We start from the raw sequence: 16,663 nt of genomic DNA, 5'->3' as shown, positions 1-16,663 counted from the left end.
CGCCGGCCCCGTCAGTGGTCGTCGCCCAGCGAGCATCCCAGCGCCGGTCGTGCGACGGCCGGCAGTGCCGAGTCACCCGCCGGACCGCCCACCGGCTCACCCACCGGCTCCTCGGCGTCGGCAAGGTGCAGCCGCTGCTCCGCGCGGTACTGCAGCAGGAGCACCGAGCGCACCGGCTCGCCGCCCACCGCGGTGTAGGAGTGCGGCAGCGAGGCGTCGAAGCCGACGTAGTCGCCGGGGCCGAGCTCGACCTCCCGGCGGCCCGCCCGCACCCGCAGCCGGCCGGCCTGGACGATGGTGTGCTCGGTGCCGATGTGGCCGCCGGAGATCTGGGTGCCGTCGGTGCGCACCTGCTGGTCGTAGACCTCGAACACCACGTCCCCGGACTCGATCCGGCGCAGCGGGCGCAGGTCGACGCCCCGGCCGCTCAGCACCTCGACGTCGGCCGCCCGCACCACCGTCACCTCGTCGGCGGGCCGCGCCTCCACCAGGTCGGAGATCGGCACGCCGAGCACCCGGGAGAGTCCGAGCACGGTCTCCAGGGTCGGGTTGCCGGCGCCGGCCTCCAGCTGGGAGAGCGTCGCCTTGCCGATCCCGGCCCGCCGGGACAGCTCGGACAGCGAGAGCCCGTGCTGCGCCCGCACCCGCTTCAGGTTGGCGGCGAGCACGCCCCGGACGGACTCCCCGGCGGCCTCCCCGCCGTGGACGGACCGCCCGCCCCGGACGGATTCCCCGGCGTCGTTCACGCTCGACCTCTTCTCTCCCGGCACCGTTCGATATACCGTACGGGACGCATGCCGACGGACGGGGCAGCGTAGCGGAGCACACCGCATCCACCACCCTCACCAGGAGACCGTAGTGACCGAGCCCGCCGACACCATCAAGTACCGGAAGAACGGCCTGACCCGTGGCGTCACGGACGAACTCGCCGAGAACATGAAGCAGGGCTGGGCCGACACCGAGCGCACCGCGCTGGAGCCGGTCCCGCAGGCCGCGCACACCGCCCGCCGCCGCGCCGAGCTGTCCGCCGCCTTCCCCGGCGAGCTGCTGGTGGTCCCGTCCGGCAACCCCAAGGTGCGGGCCAACGACACCGACTACCCGTTCCGCCCGTCCTCCGACTACGCCTACCTGACCGGCGACCAGTCCCAGGACGCCGTGCTGGTGCTGGAGCCGGCCGGCGCGAGCGGGCACACCGCCGTGCTGTACCTGCGCGACCGCTCGGAGATCGACAACGGCGAGTTCTGGCTGGACACCCACGGCGAGCTGTGGGACGGCCGGCGCAACAGCCTGACCGAGAGCGAGCGGCTGCTCGGCCTGCCCTGCCGGGACGTCCGCACCGTGCACGCCGACCTGCACGCGGCCACCGGCCCGGTGCGGGTGCTGCGCCGCCACGACGCGGGCGTGGAGGCGGCGCTGGACGGCCGGGCGGTCGCCGAGCGGGACGAGGAGTTCGAGACCTTCCTGTCCGGACTGCGCCTGGTGAAGGACGAGTTCGAGATCGCCGAGCTGCGCTTCGCCTGCGCGGCCACCGCCCGCGGCTTCGAGGACGTGGTGCGCGTGCTCGGCACCGACACCGCGACGGCGGAGCGGCTGATCGAGGGCACCTTCTTCGTCCGGGCCCGGGTCGAGGGCAACGACGTCGGGTACGGCACCATCGCCGCGGCCGGGCCGCACGCCACCACCATGCACTGGGTGCGCAACGACGGCCACGCCAGGCCCGGCGACCTCCTGCTGCTCGACGCGGGCGTGGAGACCAACCACCTCTACACCGCCGACATCACCCGCACCCTGCCGGTCAGCGGTCGCTTCACCGACCTGCAGCGCAAGGTCTACGACGCCGTGTTCGCGGCGCAGGAGGCCGGCATCGCCGCGGTGAGGCCGGGCGCGGACTTCCGCGACTTCCACCGCGCCGCCCAGCGCGAGCTCGCCGAACACCTCACCTCCTGGGGCCTGTTCGGCGACCTGACCGCCGACAAGGTGTACGAGCTGGGCCTGCACCGCCGCTTCACGCTGGCCGGCACCGGCCACATGCTTGGCATCGACGTCCACGACTGCGCCCACTCCCTCACCGGGATCCACGTGGACGGCCCGCTGAAGCCGGGCATGGTGCTCACCGTCGAGCCGGGCATCTACTTCCAGCTGAACGACCTGACCGTGCCCGAGGAGTACCGCGGCATCGGCGTGCGGATCGAGGACGACATCCTGGTCACCGAGGACGGCAACGAGAACCTCTCCGCCGCCCTCCCCCGCCGTTCCGACGAGGTCGAGGCCTGGCTGGCGGCCCTGCGCGGCTGACGCCGCCGGCCGGCGTCCCGGCGCGGCCGGGTCCCGGGTCCGGGCCCCGGGGCTGGTGCCCGAGTCCGGGCCCGGCCGCGCCGGGTCGGCGTCAGCCCGCCAGCGGCTTGACCCAGCGGCTCCACTGCGGCTCCGGCCGGTAGCCGGCGGCCTGCCAGGTGCGGTGGCCGAGGGGGTTGTCGTCCAGCACCATGGCGTCGACGCGGCGGCCGCCGAGCTCGGCGAAGCGCTCCTCGGCGGCGGCGATCAGCGCGGCACCGATGCCCCGGCGGCGGTGTTCGGGGTCGACGGCGAGGCGGTAGAGGTGGCAGCGCCAGCCGTCCCAGCCGGCGATCACGGTGCCCAGGAGGGTCGCCGGGTCGTCGGCCGGGGTGGCGACGATCAGGCACTCGGGGTCCCGGGCGAGCAGCGCGGCCACGCCCGCCGCGTCGTCCGTGATGCTGGTGCCCTTGGCCGCCCGGGCCCAGAGGGCGAGCAGGGCGGGGATCTCGTCGGGGCTGGCGGGGCGCAGGGTTATCCGATCGGTCATGGGGGTCTGTCTAGCAGTCACTCCCGTCCCGTCACCGGGATTTCCACTCCCCGGACGGCCCATGCCCCCATGCCCCATGTCCCCACCGTCCCCCGACGGCCCGTGTCCCCGCGGCGGAACGACGGCGCCGCCCGCCCCGGCCCGACGAGCGGGCGGGGCGGGCGGCGTCGACCGGCGAGCGTGCCTCAGAAGTGGTGCGTGGTCTCGCGGTCGGCCTTCTCGATCTGGTCGATCCGGCGCTGCAGCGCATCGGCCTGGGCGCGGGCCTTGCGGGCCGCGGCGTGCTCGCCCTCGTGGTCCAGGCGGTTGGCCTTCGCGCGCAGGTCGGCGACCTGCTGGCGCATCTTGTTGAGGTCAACGGTGATCGAGGCGGCGGCCGCGGGCTGCGCGGTGGCGACCTGGGCGACCGTCGCCAGAGCGCCGCCGGCCAGGGCTGCGGTCAGGACGAGGGCGGAGATGCGTCGACGCATGGTGACTCCTTACGGTGGTGCGGTTTCGCTGGCTGGACATCATCGGACTACCAGCCGGTAACCATGGTCGCATGACTGTTCGTCACCGATCGCACCGGAGGCCCTCGGACACCACACCCGCACCGCACCCGCACCGGAACCCCATCGCTCCGACGCGGGTTGAACGCCCGTCAGCCGAGCCGCCACACCGTGGTGGTCTTGACCGCGGTGTCCTCCAGGTCCGCCACGACCGGCACCTGGTACGCGGCCACCGCCGTGAACCGCTCCCGCGGCAGGTAGGCCCGGCCGGGGTCGCCGACGACGACGGTGGCGCCGCGCGCGGCGGCCCGTTCCAGGAACGGCAGGAAGCGGGCGGCCATGGCCCGTTCGTAGAAGACGTCGCCCGCGAGCACCACCTCGGCCGGGGCGCCGTCCCCGTCCACCAGGTCCACCAGGGCGCCCTCCACCCGCACCCCGTTGGCCTCGGCGTTCAGGCCGATCGCGGCCACCGCGTAGGCGTCGATCTCGGCGGCGCGCACGGAGGTCGCGCCGCGCAGCGCGGCGGCCACCCCGACCAGCCCGGATCCGGCCGCGACGTCCAGCACCGTACGGCCCGCCACCAGTTCGGGGTGGTCCAGCACGTAGCGGCTGACGGCCACGCCGCCGGCCCAGGCGAAGGCCCAGAACGGCGGCGGCAGCCCGGCCTCCCCGCGCGCCCGCTCGGTGGTCTCCCACAGGGCGATGGCGTCATCGGCCATGTGCAGACTGATCTCGGGCACGAAGGGGACGGGCTTCAGCTCGGTCTCGCGCCGGATGAAGGCGAGGTCCTCGGCCGGCTGAAGAGTACGCAGCTCATTCGGCATGTGCGCAGCATAGAGCCCCCGGGCAGGCACCCACGCCCCCCACGGACGCCCACCACGGACGCCCCGCACACACGCCCGCGCAGGCGCCCACGCCCACCACGGACGCCCGCGCGCAGGCGCCCGTGCCAACCACGGGCGCCCGCGCGCGGGTGACCGGGCCCGCCGTGGGGCCCGGGTGCGGATGCTCAGGCCCGACCGGCGGCCTTCTGGGTGCGACGGGCCAGGGAGTCGACCACGACGGCCGCCAGCAGCACCAGGCCGGTGATCATGAACTGGATGGCGTTGCTCAGGCCCTCGATGTTCATCCCGGACTGGATCGAGCCGATCACCAGCGCACCGAGCAGCGCCGACCAGGTCTTGCCGCGCCCGCCGAAGAGGCTGGTGCCGCCGATTACGGCCGCCGCGATGGCGTTCATCAGCAGGTTGCCGCCGCCGGAGGTCTGGCTGGCCGACTGGATCTGCGCGGCCAGGAAGAGGCCGCCGACGGCCGCCATCGTGGAACAGATGGTGAAGACGCTGATCCGGATCCAGGCCACGTTGATGCCCGCGCGCCGGGCGCCCTCGATGTTGCCGCCGAGCGCGAACACCTGGCGGCCGTAGGAGGTGCGGCGCAGCACGAAGTCCAGCACCACGATGAAGATCAGGAAGATCAGCAGCGCGAGGGGCAGCCCCTTGTACTGGTTGAGCGTGTAGGCGGCGAGGAAGGCGACGATCGCCAGCAGGACGGTGCGCAGCACGATGTCGGTCGGCGGGCGGGACGGCACGCCCGCGGCCTGCCGCCGCCGGGCGTCGACCAGCGAGGCGAACAGGAACAGCAGGACACCGATCGCCGCCGCGCCGTAGGCGGCGGCCTGCTGGCCGTAGATGGTGCTGTAGAGCCTGGAGACGATGTCGTTGCCCGGGAGGTTGACGGTGCCGGTGGCGCCGAGGATCTGCAGCATCAGGCCGTTCCAGCCGAGGTTACCGGCGAGGGTGACGACGAAGGCCGGGACGCCGACCTTGGCGAAGAAGACGCCCTGGATGCAGCCGACCACGGCGCCTCCGACGAGGGCCGTGAGCAGCGCCAGCCACTGGTTGACGCCGTTGGTCACGCTCAGGACGGCGTAGATCGCGGCGCACAGGCCGCTGACCGAGCCGACCGAGAGGTCGATCTCGCCGAGCAGCAGCACGAAGACCACACCGATCGCGATCATGCCGGTGCCGACGATCTGCTGGGACAGGTTGGAGAGGTTCTGGGCGGACAGGAAGCTGCTGTTCAGGCTGCCGAACACGGCCCAGATCACGATCAGCGCCAGGACGACGGGCAGCGAGCCGAGTTCACCGCTGCTCAGGCGGCGGCGGAACTCCCCCACGTAGCCCTTGACGCCCTCCTGGCGGACGATCAGCCGGGGGTCGACGGCGGGGGTCGCCCCGGGGGCGACCGGCTCGGGGGCGTTGACGCCGCCGACGGACATGCTGTCCTCGGGCAGCGGGACGTGATGGCGTTCGGGCTCGCCGCCCGGGGGGCTCCCGGGGATGTTCTCGCTCACTCGGAACCCTCCTGGCCCCGGGCCTTCCGGCGGGTCACGGCGTTGTCCGTGGCACCGGTGATGGCCGAGATGATCTCTTCCTGGTTGGTGTAGCGCTTGTCGAAGACGCCGTTGTTGCGGCCGAGGCGCAGCACCGCGACGGTGTCCGCGACGGCCATCACGTCCGCCATGTTGTGGCTGATCAGGATCACGCCGTGGTCCTGCTCGCGCAGCCGCTCGACCAGGTCGAGCACCTGGGCGGTCTGCTCGACGCCGAGGGCCGCGGTGGGTTCGTCCAGCATCACGACCTTGGGCGAGCCGATCAGCGCGCGGGCGATCGCGACGACCTGGCGCTGACCGCCGGAGAGCGAGGCGACGGGGATCCGCACGCTGGGGATGCGGATGGAGAGGGTGTCCAGAAGTGCCCGGGAGCGCTTCTCCATCGCGACCTCGTCGAGGATGGTGAAGCGCCGGATCTCGCGGCCGAGGAAGAGGTTCCCGACCACGTCGAGGTTGTCGCAGAGCGCGAGGTCCTGGTAGACCGTCGCGATGCCCAACTGCTGGGCGTCCTGGGGCCGGTGGATGGTCACCGGTCTGCCCTGCCACTCGATGACGCCCTCGTCGGGCTGGTGCACCCCGGCGATGGCCTTGACCAGGGTGGACTTGCCGGCGCCGTTGTCGCCGACCAGGGCCACCACCTCGCCGGCGTGCACCTCCAGTTCGATGTCGGTGAGCGCCTGGACGGCGCCGAACCGTTTGGAGACCCCACGCAGGGCCAGTACGGTCTCACCTGCCACAGTGACCAACTCCCTTGCCCCGCCTCCGTCGTGGAGGCGGGGCCTGATCGGGTTCGAGGGGGGACGTCGGGAGCGCGACGCCGAAGGGGCGACGTCGGACGGGCGACGCCGGACGGGCGACGCCGGTTACGTGAGGCCGGCGGACTGGCAGGCGGCGGCGTAGTCCGGCGTGCAGATCTGGGCCACGGTGTAGAGGCCGTCCTGGACCACGGTGGTCTTGACGTTGTCCTTGTTGACGACGATCGGCGTGAGCAGGTTGGCGATCGCCTTGTGATTGCTGCCGTTGGTGGCCGTCGTCGGCGCGATGGAGGCGGCGGGGGTCTGGCCGGCGGCCAGGGCGACGGCCATCTGGGCCGCGGCGTCCGCCTCCGGCTTGAACGGCTTGTAGACGGTCATGGTCTGGGTGCCGATCAGGATCCGCTGGATGGCGTCGAGCTGGGCGTCCTGGCCGGTGAGCGGGGTGTTGATCCCGGCCGCCTTCTGCGCGGTGGCGATACCGGCGGCCATGCCGTCGTTGGCGGAGTAGATCCCGACCACGTTGGCCGGGCCGATCGCGGTGATGCCCGCCGCGGCCTCCTGGTTGGCCAGGTTCGGGTCCCACTGCGGGGTGTCGTACTCCTTGCCGATCTTCAGCTTGCCGTCGATCGCGCTGTGCGCGCCGGCCTTGAAGTCGGCCGCGTTGGGGTCGGTGGGCGAGCCGTTGATCATGATGATCTGGCCGGCGTTGGCCTTGTCGCCCACCGCAGCCACCAGGGCCTGGCCCTGCAGCTGGCCGACCTTGTTGTTGTTGAAGGAGACGTACGCGTCGATCGGGCCCTGGGCGAGGCGGTCGTAGGCGAGCACCTTGACGTTGGCGTCGTGGGCCTTCTGGACGGAGGACTGGATCGACTTGGAGTCCACCGGGTCCAGGATCAGCACCTTGCTGCCCTTGGTGAGGGCGGTGTCCACCTGGGTCTGCTGGAGCGTCGCGTCCTGGTTGGCGTTGTAGTAGTCGATCTGGGCGTCCGGCGCGAGCTCCTTGATCTTCTGCTCGATCAGCGGGCGGTCGAACTGCTCGTAGCGGGTGGTCTTGGTCTCCGGCAGCAGCAGGGCGATCCGGACGGCCCCCACGGACGCGCTGCCGCTCCCGGCTGCCGCGGTGCCCGGGGAGCCACCGCCTCCGGACGACTGCTTGGCGCTGCCACAGGACGCCATGCCGAGGCCGAGGGAAACCACGGCGGTGACCGCGAGGACGCGGCGAAGACCGATGCTCATGAAGATGCCTCTCCGGTTGGGTCCACCCCCTTCTCCTCTCCGAGTCTGGGAAGCATGTGCCGAGCCCACGAATCCGGTGGTCCGAACGGGTAGCCGGGGAGGCGGCTGGACTCGCACCCGATCGACCGTCTACATTTCTGTAGACGTCGGAGGCGCACGGCATCACCCCCCGGACAGCCGTGCGCCTCCGACCTCTCCGCGTCCAGGCGGCCGGGCGGCTCCGCGGCCCGGCGGGTCACCCTCCTGCCGGGTCAGCCCCGGCGGGTCGCCCTCCTGCCGGGTCAGCCCCGCTCGTCCACCACCCGCTTGATCTTCCCGACCGAGCGCTCCAGGGTGTACGGCTCGACCACCTCGACCGCGACCGTCACGCCGATCCCGTCCTTCACCGCGCGGACGATCGCCTCCCGCGCCGCGTCCCGCTGCTCGGCGGGCGCGTCCGGCCGCGCCTCGACCCGGACGGTCATCCGGTCCAGCCGCCCCTCCCGGGTGAGCCGCAGCTGGAAGTGCGGCGCGACGGCCGGGGTGCGCAGCAGGATCTCCTCGATCTGGGTCGGGAAGAGGTTCACCCCGCGCAGGATGATCATGTCGTCGCTGCGGCCGGTGACCTTCTCCATCCGCCGGAAGGCCGGACGCGCGGTGCCGGGCAGCAGACGGCTGAGGTCGCGGGTGCGGTAGCGGATGACGGGCAGCGCCTCCTTGGTGAGCGAGGTGAAGACCAGCTCACCGACCTCGCCCCCGGGCAGCACCTCGTCGGTGAACGGGTCGACGACCTCCGGGTAGAAGTGGTCCTCCCAGACGTGCAGCCCGTCCTTGGTCTCCACGCACTCCTGCGCGACGCCCGGGCCGACCACCTCGGACAGGCCGTAGATGTCGACGGCGTGCAGGTCGAGCCGCTCCTCGATCTCGCGCCGCATCTCCTCCGTCCAGGGCTCGGCGCCGAAGATGCCCACCCTGAGCGAGGTGCCGCGCGGGTCGATGCCCTGCTTCTCGAACTCGTCCAGCAGGGTGAGCAGGTAGGACGGGGTGACCATGATGATCTCGGGCTCGAAGTCCTGGATCAGCTGCACCTGCCGCGCCGTCATGCCGCCGGAGGCGGGGATGACGGTGCAGCCGGCCCGCTCGGCACCGTAGTGCGCGCCGAGGCCGCCGGTGAACAGGCCGTAGCCGTAGGCGATGTGCACCTTCTGGCCGGGCCGGCCACCGGCCGCGCGGATCGAGCGGGCGACCACGTCGGCCCACATGGAGAGGTCGTTCTCGGTGTAGCCGACCACGGTCGGCCGGCCGGTGGTGCCGCTGGAGGCGTGGATCCGGCGGACCTCCTCCATCGGGACGGCGAACATGCCGAACGGGTAGCCCTCGCGCAGGTCGGCCTTGGTGGTGAAGGGGAAGCGGGCGAGGTCCGCCAGCGTGCGGCAGTCCTCGGGGTGCACCCCGGCCGCGTCGAACTTGCGGCGGTAGAGCTCGACGTTGTCGTACGCGTGCCGCAGGGTGGCCCGCAGCCGGGTGAGCTGGTGGGCGCGCAGCTCGTCCACGCCCATCCGCTCACCGGCGTCCAGGAGCCCGGGCGGGATCGGCTCGCCGAGGTGTCGGCGCGGGACGGGTGCGGTGCCGCTCATCGTCGCTCCTTCGCTGATCGGCAGCCCCGGAGCCGTCGCCCGACCGGTCCGGGATCGCCCGACCCGGGGATGCCTACCGGTCGTTCGGCCAGGCGTCGCAGTCAGGGCCAGTAATCCAGTACCCGAACCGACTGTCAAGGGATCACGCGACACTTCCGGAATGCGAAGTTCCGACACCTTCGCGCCGACTTCGCCCCGCCCCCTTGGCTGGCCGATATGAAAATCATTACCGAAGTTTGACCCATGGGCGCCCTCCCCCGACCCGGCCGCATGGTTCAGTAGTTCGGTTTCTCCCCCGCACCCCGAAAGTGATCACCGTGCCCACCACTCCTGCCCTGGTCAGCGCCCTGCGCGAGCTCGGCGACCGGCCCGCCGTCGTCGCCGACGGGCGCGCGATCAGCGGCATCGGCCTGCTGCTCGGCGTCTCCCCGCCGGGCGGCCTGCCACGGGCGCTCGCCCAGCGCGTCGCCGAGCACGCCGCCCTGGCACCCTCCGCCGCCCGCGCCGCCGAACAGCGGCTGCGCTACTGGGCCGGCGTCCTCGGCCCACCGCCCATCCGCCACACCCTGCTGCACCCCGTCACCGACCTCGCCGTCGACCTCGCCCTCGCCACCCTGCTCGCCGGCGGCACCGTCCACTGCGGCGACCCCGAGCAGCCGCCGGAGGACCAGCTCGCCGCCGTCGCCGCCAACCGCACCACCCACCTCAGCCTGCCCTCCGCCCTGCTCTGGCGCCTCAGCCGACTGCCCGGCCCCGCCGCCCGGGCCGTGAACCTCGACGCACTGCGCCTCGTCCTGCACGTCGGCCCCGAACCCCGCCAGGAGGACGTGTACGCCGCCGTCGACGCGCTCGGCGCCGTCCTCGCCCACGTCCGCGCCCCGGACAGCAACGCCGAAGCCGCCGACCGCCGGCTGCGCGCCGCCACCGACGCGGCCACCGCCGCCGCCTGGAAGCACAGCATCGGCATCACCGCCGAGCAGGTCCGCGAGTTCGGCACCCACCTCGACCGGGCCGTCCTCCACGCCCTGCTGCTCACCCTCCAGCAGGCCGGCGTCCTCACCGACCCCGAACGCGGCCACCCCGAGGCCGAACTGCTGGCCACCGCGATGGTCACCCCCGCCCAACGCCCCCGGGTCTCCCGCTGGCTCGCCGCGCTCGCCCGGCACGGCCTGATCACCCGTCACGACGGCGGCGCCCAGGGCGCGGTCTACCGCGGCGGCCCCGGACTCACCGCCGCCGAGGTCCGGGAGTCCTGGCGACCGGTCGTCGAGACGTGGGCCGACGGGCTCGGCCCCGCCGCCGCCCTGGACCGGGTACGGCGCGGCGCCCTGCGACTGCCCCGGCTGATCAACGGCGAGGAACCACCCCGCCCGGCCACCGCCCCGGTCCGCCGGGCCGCCGCCCGCGGCTACCTCGCCACCGCCCTCGGCACTCTGGTCCGCGGCACCGCCGAAGCCCACGCCGGCCCGGCACCACTGCGCGTCCTCGAACTCGACCTCGACCTGGACGGCTCCGAGACGGCCGTCGCCCGCGCCCTCGCCGCCCGGCCCCGGCCCGACGCCGAACACCACGTCACCCCCGACGGCGGCCGCTACGACGTCGTCGTCGCCGGCGCGACCCGGCCGCCGGAGGACGAAGTCCCGGCGCTGGTCCGCCTGCTCGCGCCCGGCGGCCGGCTCCTGCTGCTCGCGCCCACCGCCGAACACCTCGACCTGCTGATCACCGGCGACCCGCAGGCCGCCACCGCCCGACCGGCGGAGCACTGGCAGACGGCCCTCACGGCGGTCGGCTGCCCGACCGTCCGCGCGCTGCCGGAGGACGGGCACCCGATGGCTCTGCTGGGGCAGCGGCTGTTCGTGGCCCGGGTGGACTGAGCGCCTGTGGGCCGGGCGTCTGTGGGCCGGGCCCGCCGGAGCGGGAGGGGCGGGAGGACGGGTGCGTGGACGAGTGGGTGGACGGTTGGGCAACGGCGGGGCGCGCTCGCGGTGTCGCGGCTACAGTCAGGACTCATGACGGCTTCCGCTCGCCCGACCCGGCCCGCCCGCGACCCGCTCGGGTCCGTTGATCCGGTCCGGTCCGTCGGCTCGATCGGTTCCCTCGGATCGGCCGGATCCGTCGGCTCGATCGGTTCCCTCGGATCGATCGGATCGATCGGATCGATCGGATCGATCGGTTCCCTCGGCTCCCTCGGCTCCATCGGGTCCCTCGGCTCGATCGGGTCCCTCGGCTCGATCGGGTCGGTGTTGTCGATCGGCTCCGTCGGATCGGTCCTCTCCATCGGCTCCATCGGCTCGGTGCTGTCGATCGGCGCCATCGGGTCCGTCCTCGGCTCGGTCCTCGGTTCGCGGCTCCCGACGCGTTCCCGCTGGTCGGCGCGGTCCCGGCGGGCCGGGCGCGGGCCGTCCTCGGCGGGCCGCTGAACCCGGCGTCACACACCGCCACCCGATCCGTACCATTTCGATACCGAAGCCTGGGTGAGCTGCGAGGATCCTCGCCGCCCGGGCCGCTCCCCCGGTAGGCTCCGCTTGTCCTCCGGCCCCCGCGCAGGCGGCCCCGTGCCGCCGTGCCGCGTTCCGGGGACACACCCCGCGGGCCATTCGGTGGGCACCGCGCACTCGACACCGCGCGCCAGGGCAGTCGCGCGAACGGCGAAGGGCATCGCATTGGCGGATCGGCTCACCGGAGGAGACTCCTCGCTGCTGCGGCGGATCAACGCGGCGGTCACGCTCCGGGCGCTGCGGAACGGCCACTCCGTGACCCTCACTCAGCTCGTCGGCGAGACCGGGCTGTCCCGGCCGACCGTCGAGGGCGTGATCGAGGGTCTGGTCGAGACCGGACTGGTCGCCGAGGTCGAGCAGCCCAGGGAGGACGGCCAGCCCGGCACCGGCCGCCGCGGCCGCCCGGCCCGCTGGTTCCGTTTCCGCGCCGAGGCCGGGCACATCCTCGGCATCGAGATCGGCGTGCACGACGTCCGGGTCATCCTGGCCGACCTCACCGGCGAGGTGGTGGGCAGTCACTTCAAGCCGGTCGACGAGACCCTGGAGGCCGAGGACCGGCTCACCGCCGTCCGCACCGCCGTCGCCGAGGTACTGCGCAAGGCCGGCATCTCCCGCGACAACCTCTGGGCCGTCGGCATCGGCACCCCCGGCATCGTGGACCGCGAGGGCACCGTCCGGCTCGGGACCGCCATGCCCGGCTGGACCGGCCTCGACCTCGGCGCGCGGCTGCGGCGCTCCTTCCGCTGCCCGGTCCTGATCGAGAACGACGCCAATCTCGCCGCCATCGCCGAGCACTGGCAGGGCGCGGCGCTCGGCGCCGACGACGTCGTCTTCGTCATGGCCGGCCTGAGCCCGGGCGCCGGATCCCTCATCAACGGCCGGCTGCACCGCGGCTTCGGCGGCGCGGCCGGCGAGATCGGCGCCCTGCACCTGCTCGGCCAGGAGGTCACTCCCGAGCGCCTGCTGTCCACCACCGGCAAGCCCCTCAACCCGCTGGACGAGGCCGCCGTCGCCCGCGTCCTGCGGCTGGCCCGGGAGGGCGACGAGGTCGCGAAGGTCGCCATGGACCGCTTCCTCACCCGCCTCGTCCAGGGCGTCGCCGCGCTCGTCCTGGCCATCGACCCGCAGCTGGTGGTCATCGGCGGCTGGGCGGCCGGCCTCGACGGCGTCCTGGACCCCCTGCGCGAGCGGCTCGCCCAGTTCACGCTGCGCGCCCCCGAGGTCGCCCTGGCCGCCCTCGGCTCGGAGGTCGTGGCGATGGGCGCCCTGCGCGTCGCCCTCGACCACGTCGAGGAGCAGCTCTTCGCCGTGGATCCGCCCCGGGCCTGAGCTCCACCGGGGCCCGGGCCCGCCTCCCTCCCTCCGGCTCCCGGGCCCGCCTCCCGGCTCCGGGCCGACCCCGACGGCAAAGGCCCGGACGCCGATCGGCGTCCGGGCCTCGACCTGAGGGTTTCCGGCAGGTGGTTCAGGGGGGTGGTTCAGGGGGCGGAGCTTCAGGAAGCCGTGCCTCCGGCACCTCAGGAACCTCAGGAGGCGCTACGGACCCCGGTGGTCGCGGCGGCCGGGGAGACCGGGGTGACCTCGACCAGTCCGGCCTCGCCGAAGGTCAGCTTGCAGGTGTCCGCCCGGTAGGTGGAGACGGCCACCGCGACGAGGCGGCCGGCCGAGCCGTACTGGGTGGTCATGACCAGGACCGGGGAGCCGGGCGGACGCTCCAGCAGCGCGGCCTCCTCAGCCTCGGCGACGCCGAGCTCGACCGAGCGGGACTCGCCGTCGACCTCCAGGCGCTCCAGCTGGCGCAGCACCGAACGGGCGCGGTCGCTCTCGGCACGGAAGCCGGGCAGGTGCGGCAGGGCGGCGGCCGGGACGTGCAGCGACTCGGTGGCCATCGCGCGGCCCTCCACCATGCGGACCCGGCGGACGGTGTGCACGGTGGCGCCCTCGGCGATGCCGAGGCTCTTGGCCAGCTGCGGGGTGGCGGGGGCGGTGGTGCAGTCGATCGTCCGCCAGGACTGGCTGCGGGCGGCGCCGGGCCAGCCCTCGTCCTGCCGGCTGACCGGGACGCCGACCCGGGGTGCGGCGATCAGGGTGCCGATGCCCCGGCGGCGCACCAGACGGCCCTCCAGCTCCAGCTGGTCGAGCGCCTGGCGCAGCGTGGCCCGCGCCACGCCGAAGCGGGCGGAGAGCTCGCGCTCGTTGGGCAGGATCTGCCCGGTGGAGAACTCCGAGTCGATGGCCCGCAGCAGCACCGTACGCAGGTGCCAGTACTTCGGCTCCGGCACCGCCGAGAGCTGTCCGGTAGTCCCCACCGCGTCCTCCACCTGTTTGTTCTGACCGCCCTGCGACAAGAAGGCCGCATCCGGGCCCGCTGCCCGCTGTTGCGGCAGGTGGGAGAGCGAGCCTTTATCCGTCCTTCTTTATTAAAGGTCCTTGCAGTAAGCGACCCTAGGGGCTCGTTCCGGAGATGGTCAAGACCAATGGCGCGGCTTGATGCGACTGTCGCACATATTCATGCCGCGTTCACGACAGCTCATGTCAGCCACTGCCACAGCCATCCCGCGCCGCGGACCACCGCGCACCCCCGACCGCCGCGCGTCACGATTCGGGTCGGGTACACCCAGTCGGTAGGCTGCCCGGGTGATCGTGGTGACGAGTGTGAACGTGAACGGAATCCGGGCGGCGGCCAAGAAGGGTTTCGTCGAATGGCTGGCCGGCACCGAGGCGGACGTCATCTGCCTGCAGGAGGTGCGCTCCGAACCCGAGCAGCTGCCCGTGGAGCTGCGCGACCTCGACGGCTGGCACGCCGTCTGGGCCCCCTCCGTCGCCAAGGGCCGCGCCGGCGTCGCCGTCCTTTCCCGGACGGAGCCGCAGCGCACCGCGATCGGATTCGGATCGGCCGAATTCGACAATTCGGGCAGGTACCTCGAAATCGACCTCCCCGGCCTCACCGTCGCCAGCCTCTACCTCCCCTCCGGAGAAGCCGGCACCGAGCGCCAGGACGAGAAGGAACGCTTCATGGCGGAATTCCTCGTCCACCTCACCGCCCTGCGCACCCGCGCCGCCGCCGACGGCCGCGAGGTCGTCGTCTGCGGCGACTGGAACATCGCGCACCGCCCCGAGGACCTCAAGAACTGGAAGGCCAACCAGAAGTCCGCCGGCTTCCTCCCCGAGGAACGAGCGTGGCTCTCCCGCGTCTACGACGAAGCCGGCTACGTCGACGTCGTCCGCGCCCTCCACCCGGACCGCACCGGCCCCTACTCCTGGTGGTCCTACCGCGGCCGCGCCTTCGACAACGACTCCGGCTGGCGCATCGACCTGCATTGCACAACGCCCGGCATCGCCGCCAAGGCGGTCGAGGCCCACGTCGAGCGCGCCGCCTCCCATGCCGAACGTTGGAGTGACCACGCCCCCGTCACCGTGGTGTACGACCGCGAAGTATGACGCGATGCCGCATCGGCCGAGCTGCCACGCATGGCCGTCAGCTCGGCCGACATACGCGCGCTGCCAGCGCTCAACGTCACCCCGTTCATGAAGCAGATGGTCGACCACCCCTGAAGCACCACCACAAAGGCAGAGCGCGACGGTGGGAGCGTGTCAGGAAGTTCGTGTAAGTCCGTGATCTGGGAGGTTGGCCGGGCCCCCGATTGAGGGCTCTGGCTGGCCGGAACGGACAGGACATGGGCGAGAAGGAAAGACCGGTCGTCGAGCCGGTCGATGAGCGGTTGGTGGACGAGGTCGTCGAGCGGCTGATGAACCGCGCCGACGCCTCGGGAGCGGCCCTGCTGGGCGAGGGCGGCCTGCTGACCCAGGTCACCAAGGCTGTGCTGGAGCGGGCCCTGGACGCGGAGATGACCGAGCACCTGGGCTACGAGAAGCACGATCCGGCCGGCCGCGGCTCGGGCAACAGCCGCAACGGGACCTCGCCGAAGACCGTGCTGACCGATGTCGGGGCGGTGACGGTCGCGGTCCCCAGGGACCGCAACGGCGACTTCGAGCCGCGGCTGGTCCCGAAGAACGCCCGGCGCCTGGCGGGGTTCAACGAGCCTGCGGCGAGTTCACGCCCTACCTCGCGTTCCCGCCCGCGATAAGGACGGTCGTCTACTCCACGAACATGGTCGAGTCGATCAACTCCCGACTGCGGAAGGCCACCCGAAACCGTGGCCACTTCCCTTCCGAGCAGGCCGCGTTGAAGGTTCTCTACCTCGCGGTGCGTGAGCAGATCACCCCCAGGGCACGCGACATCAACCACGTCGCCGCACACTGGAAGGAAGCGCTGAACCAGTTCTCACTCTTCTTCGAGGACCGGCTCAGCATCCAATAATCCCACGGCACTTACACGAGATCGCTTACACGCCCTCTCGTAATTGATCTTGCAGGGCCAAATATCGTTGAGCTCATGGTGGGCAGCCCGGAAGACTGGCGCCATGAGCCCTCGACGCTTCGTCTTCCTCGATCCTGACGGCATGAGTGCCGGCGGCTGGCTGTATGTGGTGGTCGAGGCGAAGACCGGGGTCTTCTATCAGCAGCAGTACGGCGGAACGGCTTGTCGGCAGGGGCAGGTCGAAGGCTTTCTGGTGCCGTTGTTCGGCCCTGATGAGCTGGACGCGTTGCGCGAGCTGTTCGAGAAGCATTTCCGTGGTGCCGGCACCTGGAACTACGGGTGGCCGGATGACGAGCGGGACAGTCTCCGAGAGATCGTCGGAGCCCTCCGCTACTGGGCATCTGACGGGACGACCGAGGAGCCGCACGCTCTGCGGCTGGACGAGAGCCGGATCCGTGAGGCCGATGAGGCGTGGGTGCCGGTGATCACGCCGGACGGTCCCGGCGTGCTGGTGTGGTTCAACTCGGACTGAA

General features: G+C 72.5%; 16 protein-coding genes and 1 pseudogene. 8 read left to right on the top strand and 9 right to left on the bottom strand.

Features of this window, described 5'->3' with window-relative positions:
• Window positions 1-11: 11 nt before the first annotated feature.
• Window positions 12-746, bottom strand: a complete 735-nt coding sequence (locus tag ACZ7KX_RS02630; RefSeq protein ID WP_470324907.1) for a helix-turn-helix domain-containing protein — start codon at window positions 744-746, stop codon at window positions 12-14.
• A gap of 85 nt (window positions 747-831) precedes the next feature.
• On the opposite strand from ACZ7KX_RS02630, the gene ACZ7KX_RS02625 reads away from it, so the two are divergent.
• Window positions 832-2,295: an aminopeptidase P family protein gene (locus ACZ7KX_RS02625; protein WP_470325096.1), complete on the top strand. Its 1,464-nt coding sequence runs from the start codon at window positions 832-834 to the stop codon at window positions 2,293-2,295.
• 91 nt (window positions 2,296-2,386) lie between these two features.
• On the opposite strand, the gene ACZ7KX_RS02620 is transcribed toward ACZ7KX_RS02625, so the two are convergent.
• The 7 genes from ACZ7KX_RS02620 to paaK form a co-directional block, all read right to left on the bottom strand.
• On the bottom strand, window positions 2,387-2,824 hold the full coding sequence (locus tag ACZ7KX_RS02620; RefSeq protein WP_470324906.1) for a GNAT family N-acetyltransferase: 438 nt from the start codon (window positions 2,822-2,824) through the stop codon (window positions 2,387-2,389).
• A 185-nt stretch (window positions 2,825-3,009) separates the two neighbouring features.
• Window positions 3,010-3,294, bottom strand: coding sequence for a hypothetical protein (locus ACZ7KX_RS02615; protein ID WP_470324905.1), 285 nt, complete (start codon window positions 3,292-3,294; stop codon window positions 3,010-3,012).
• Between the two features lie 170 nt (window positions 3,295-3,464).
• On the bottom strand, window positions 3,465-4,136 hold the full coding sequence (locus ACZ7KX_RS02610; RefSeq protein ID WP_470324904.1) for a class I SAM-dependent methyltransferase: 672 nt from the start codon (window positions 4,134-4,136) through the stop codon (window positions 3,465-3,467).
• Window positions 4,137-4,321: 185 nt separating this feature from the next.
• On the bottom strand, window positions 4,322-5,590 hold the full coding sequence (locus ACZ7KX_RS02605) for a sugar ABC transporter permease (protein WP_470325095.1): 1,269 nt from the start codon (window positions 5,588-5,590) through the stop codon (window positions 4,322-4,324).
• Window positions 5,591-5,661: 71 nt separating this feature from the next.
• Complete coding sequence (locus ACZ7KX_RS02600) at window positions 5,662-6,441, bottom strand: ATP-binding cassette domain-containing protein (RefSeq protein WP_396550742.1); 780 nt, start codon at window positions 6,439-6,441, stop codon at window positions 5,662-5,664.
• 126 nt (window positions 6,442-6,567) lie between these two features.
• A complete protein-coding gene (locus tag ACZ7KX_RS02595; protein ID WP_470324903.1) occupies window positions 6,568-7,695 on the bottom strand; it encodes a substrate-binding domain-containing protein in 1,128 nt (375 codons plus the stop codon).
• A 281-nt stretch (window positions 7,696-7,976) separates the two neighbouring features.
• Window positions 7,977-9,311 (bottom strand): phenylacetate--CoA ligase PaaK, encoded by a 1,335-nt coding sequence (paaK, locus tag ACZ7KX_RS02590; RefSeq protein ID WP_470324902.1) that lies wholly within the window; start codon window positions 9,309-9,311, stop codon window positions 7,977-7,979.
• Between the two features lie 317 nt (window positions 9,312-9,628).
• On the opposite strand from paaK, the gene ACZ7KX_RS02585 reads away from it, so the two are divergent.
• From ACZ7KX_RS02585 to ACZ7KX_RS02575, 3 genes are all read left to right on the top strand, one after another.
• Complete coding sequence (locus ACZ7KX_RS02585) at window positions 9,629-11,185, top strand: hypothetical protein (RefSeq protein WP_470324901.1); 1,557 nt, start codon at window positions 9,629-9,631, stop codon at window positions 11,183-11,185.
• A 135-nt stretch (window positions 11,186-11,320) separates the two neighbouring features.
• On the top strand, window positions 11,321-11,731 hold the full coding sequence (locus ACZ7KX_RS02580; RefSeq protein ID WP_470324900.1) for a hypothetical protein: 411 nt from the start codon (window positions 11,321-11,323) through the stop codon (window positions 11,729-11,731).
• 243 nt (window positions 11,732-11,974) lie between these two features.
• The gene (locus tag ACZ7KX_RS02575; protein WP_396550735.1) at window positions 11,975-13,138 is read left to right on the top strand and encodes an ROK family protein; all 1,164 of its coding nucleotides are present in this window, start codon (window positions 11,975-11,977) and stop codon (window positions 13,136-13,138) included.
• A gap of 197 nt (window positions 13,139-13,335) precedes the next feature.
• Here ACZ7KX_RS02575 and ACZ7KX_RS02570 read toward each other — a convergent pair whose 3' ends face one another.
• On the bottom strand, window positions 13,336-14,118 hold the full coding sequence (locus ACZ7KX_RS02570) for a GntR family transcriptional regulator (RefSeq protein ID WP_470324899.1): 783 nt from the start codon (window positions 14,116-14,118) through the stop codon (window positions 13,336-13,338).
• A 328-nt stretch (window positions 14,119-14,446) separates the two neighbouring features.
• Between ACZ7KX_RS02570 and ACZ7KX_RS02565 the strand changes: the two genes are divergently transcribed.
• From ACZ7KX_RS02565 to ACZ7KX_RS02550, 4 genes and pseudogenes are all read left to right on the top strand, one after another.
• Window positions 14,447-15,250 carry an exodeoxyribonuclease III gene (locus ACZ7KX_RS02565; protein WP_470324898.1) on the top strand — a complete coding sequence of 268 codons (804 nt, stop codon included), beginning with the start codon at window positions 14,447-14,449 and terminating at the stop codon, window positions 15,248-15,250.
• Between the two features lie 308 nt (window positions 15,251-15,558).
• Window positions 15,559-15,837: pseudogene (locus tag ACZ7KX_RS02560) on the top strand (transposase); the annotation flags it as partial.
• A 56-nt stretch (window positions 15,838-15,893) separates the two neighbouring features.
• A complete protein-coding gene (locus tag ACZ7KX_RS02555) occupies window positions 15,894-16,130 on the top strand; it encodes a transposase (RefSeq protein WP_470325094.1) in 237 nt (78 codons plus the stop codon).
• Between the two features lie 103 nt (window positions 16,131-16,233).
• Window positions 16,234-16,662, top strand: coding sequence for a DUF6210 family protein (locus ACZ7KX_RS02550; protein ID WP_470324897.1), 429 nt, complete (start codon window positions 16,234-16,236; stop codon window positions 16,660-16,662).
• The last annotated feature ends 1 nt before the right edge of the window (window position 16,663 follow it).

Source organism: Kitasatospora sp. NPDC038210, from assembly GCF_055600605.1.
This window is presented reverse-complemented; position numbering and strand designations above follow the sequence as displayed.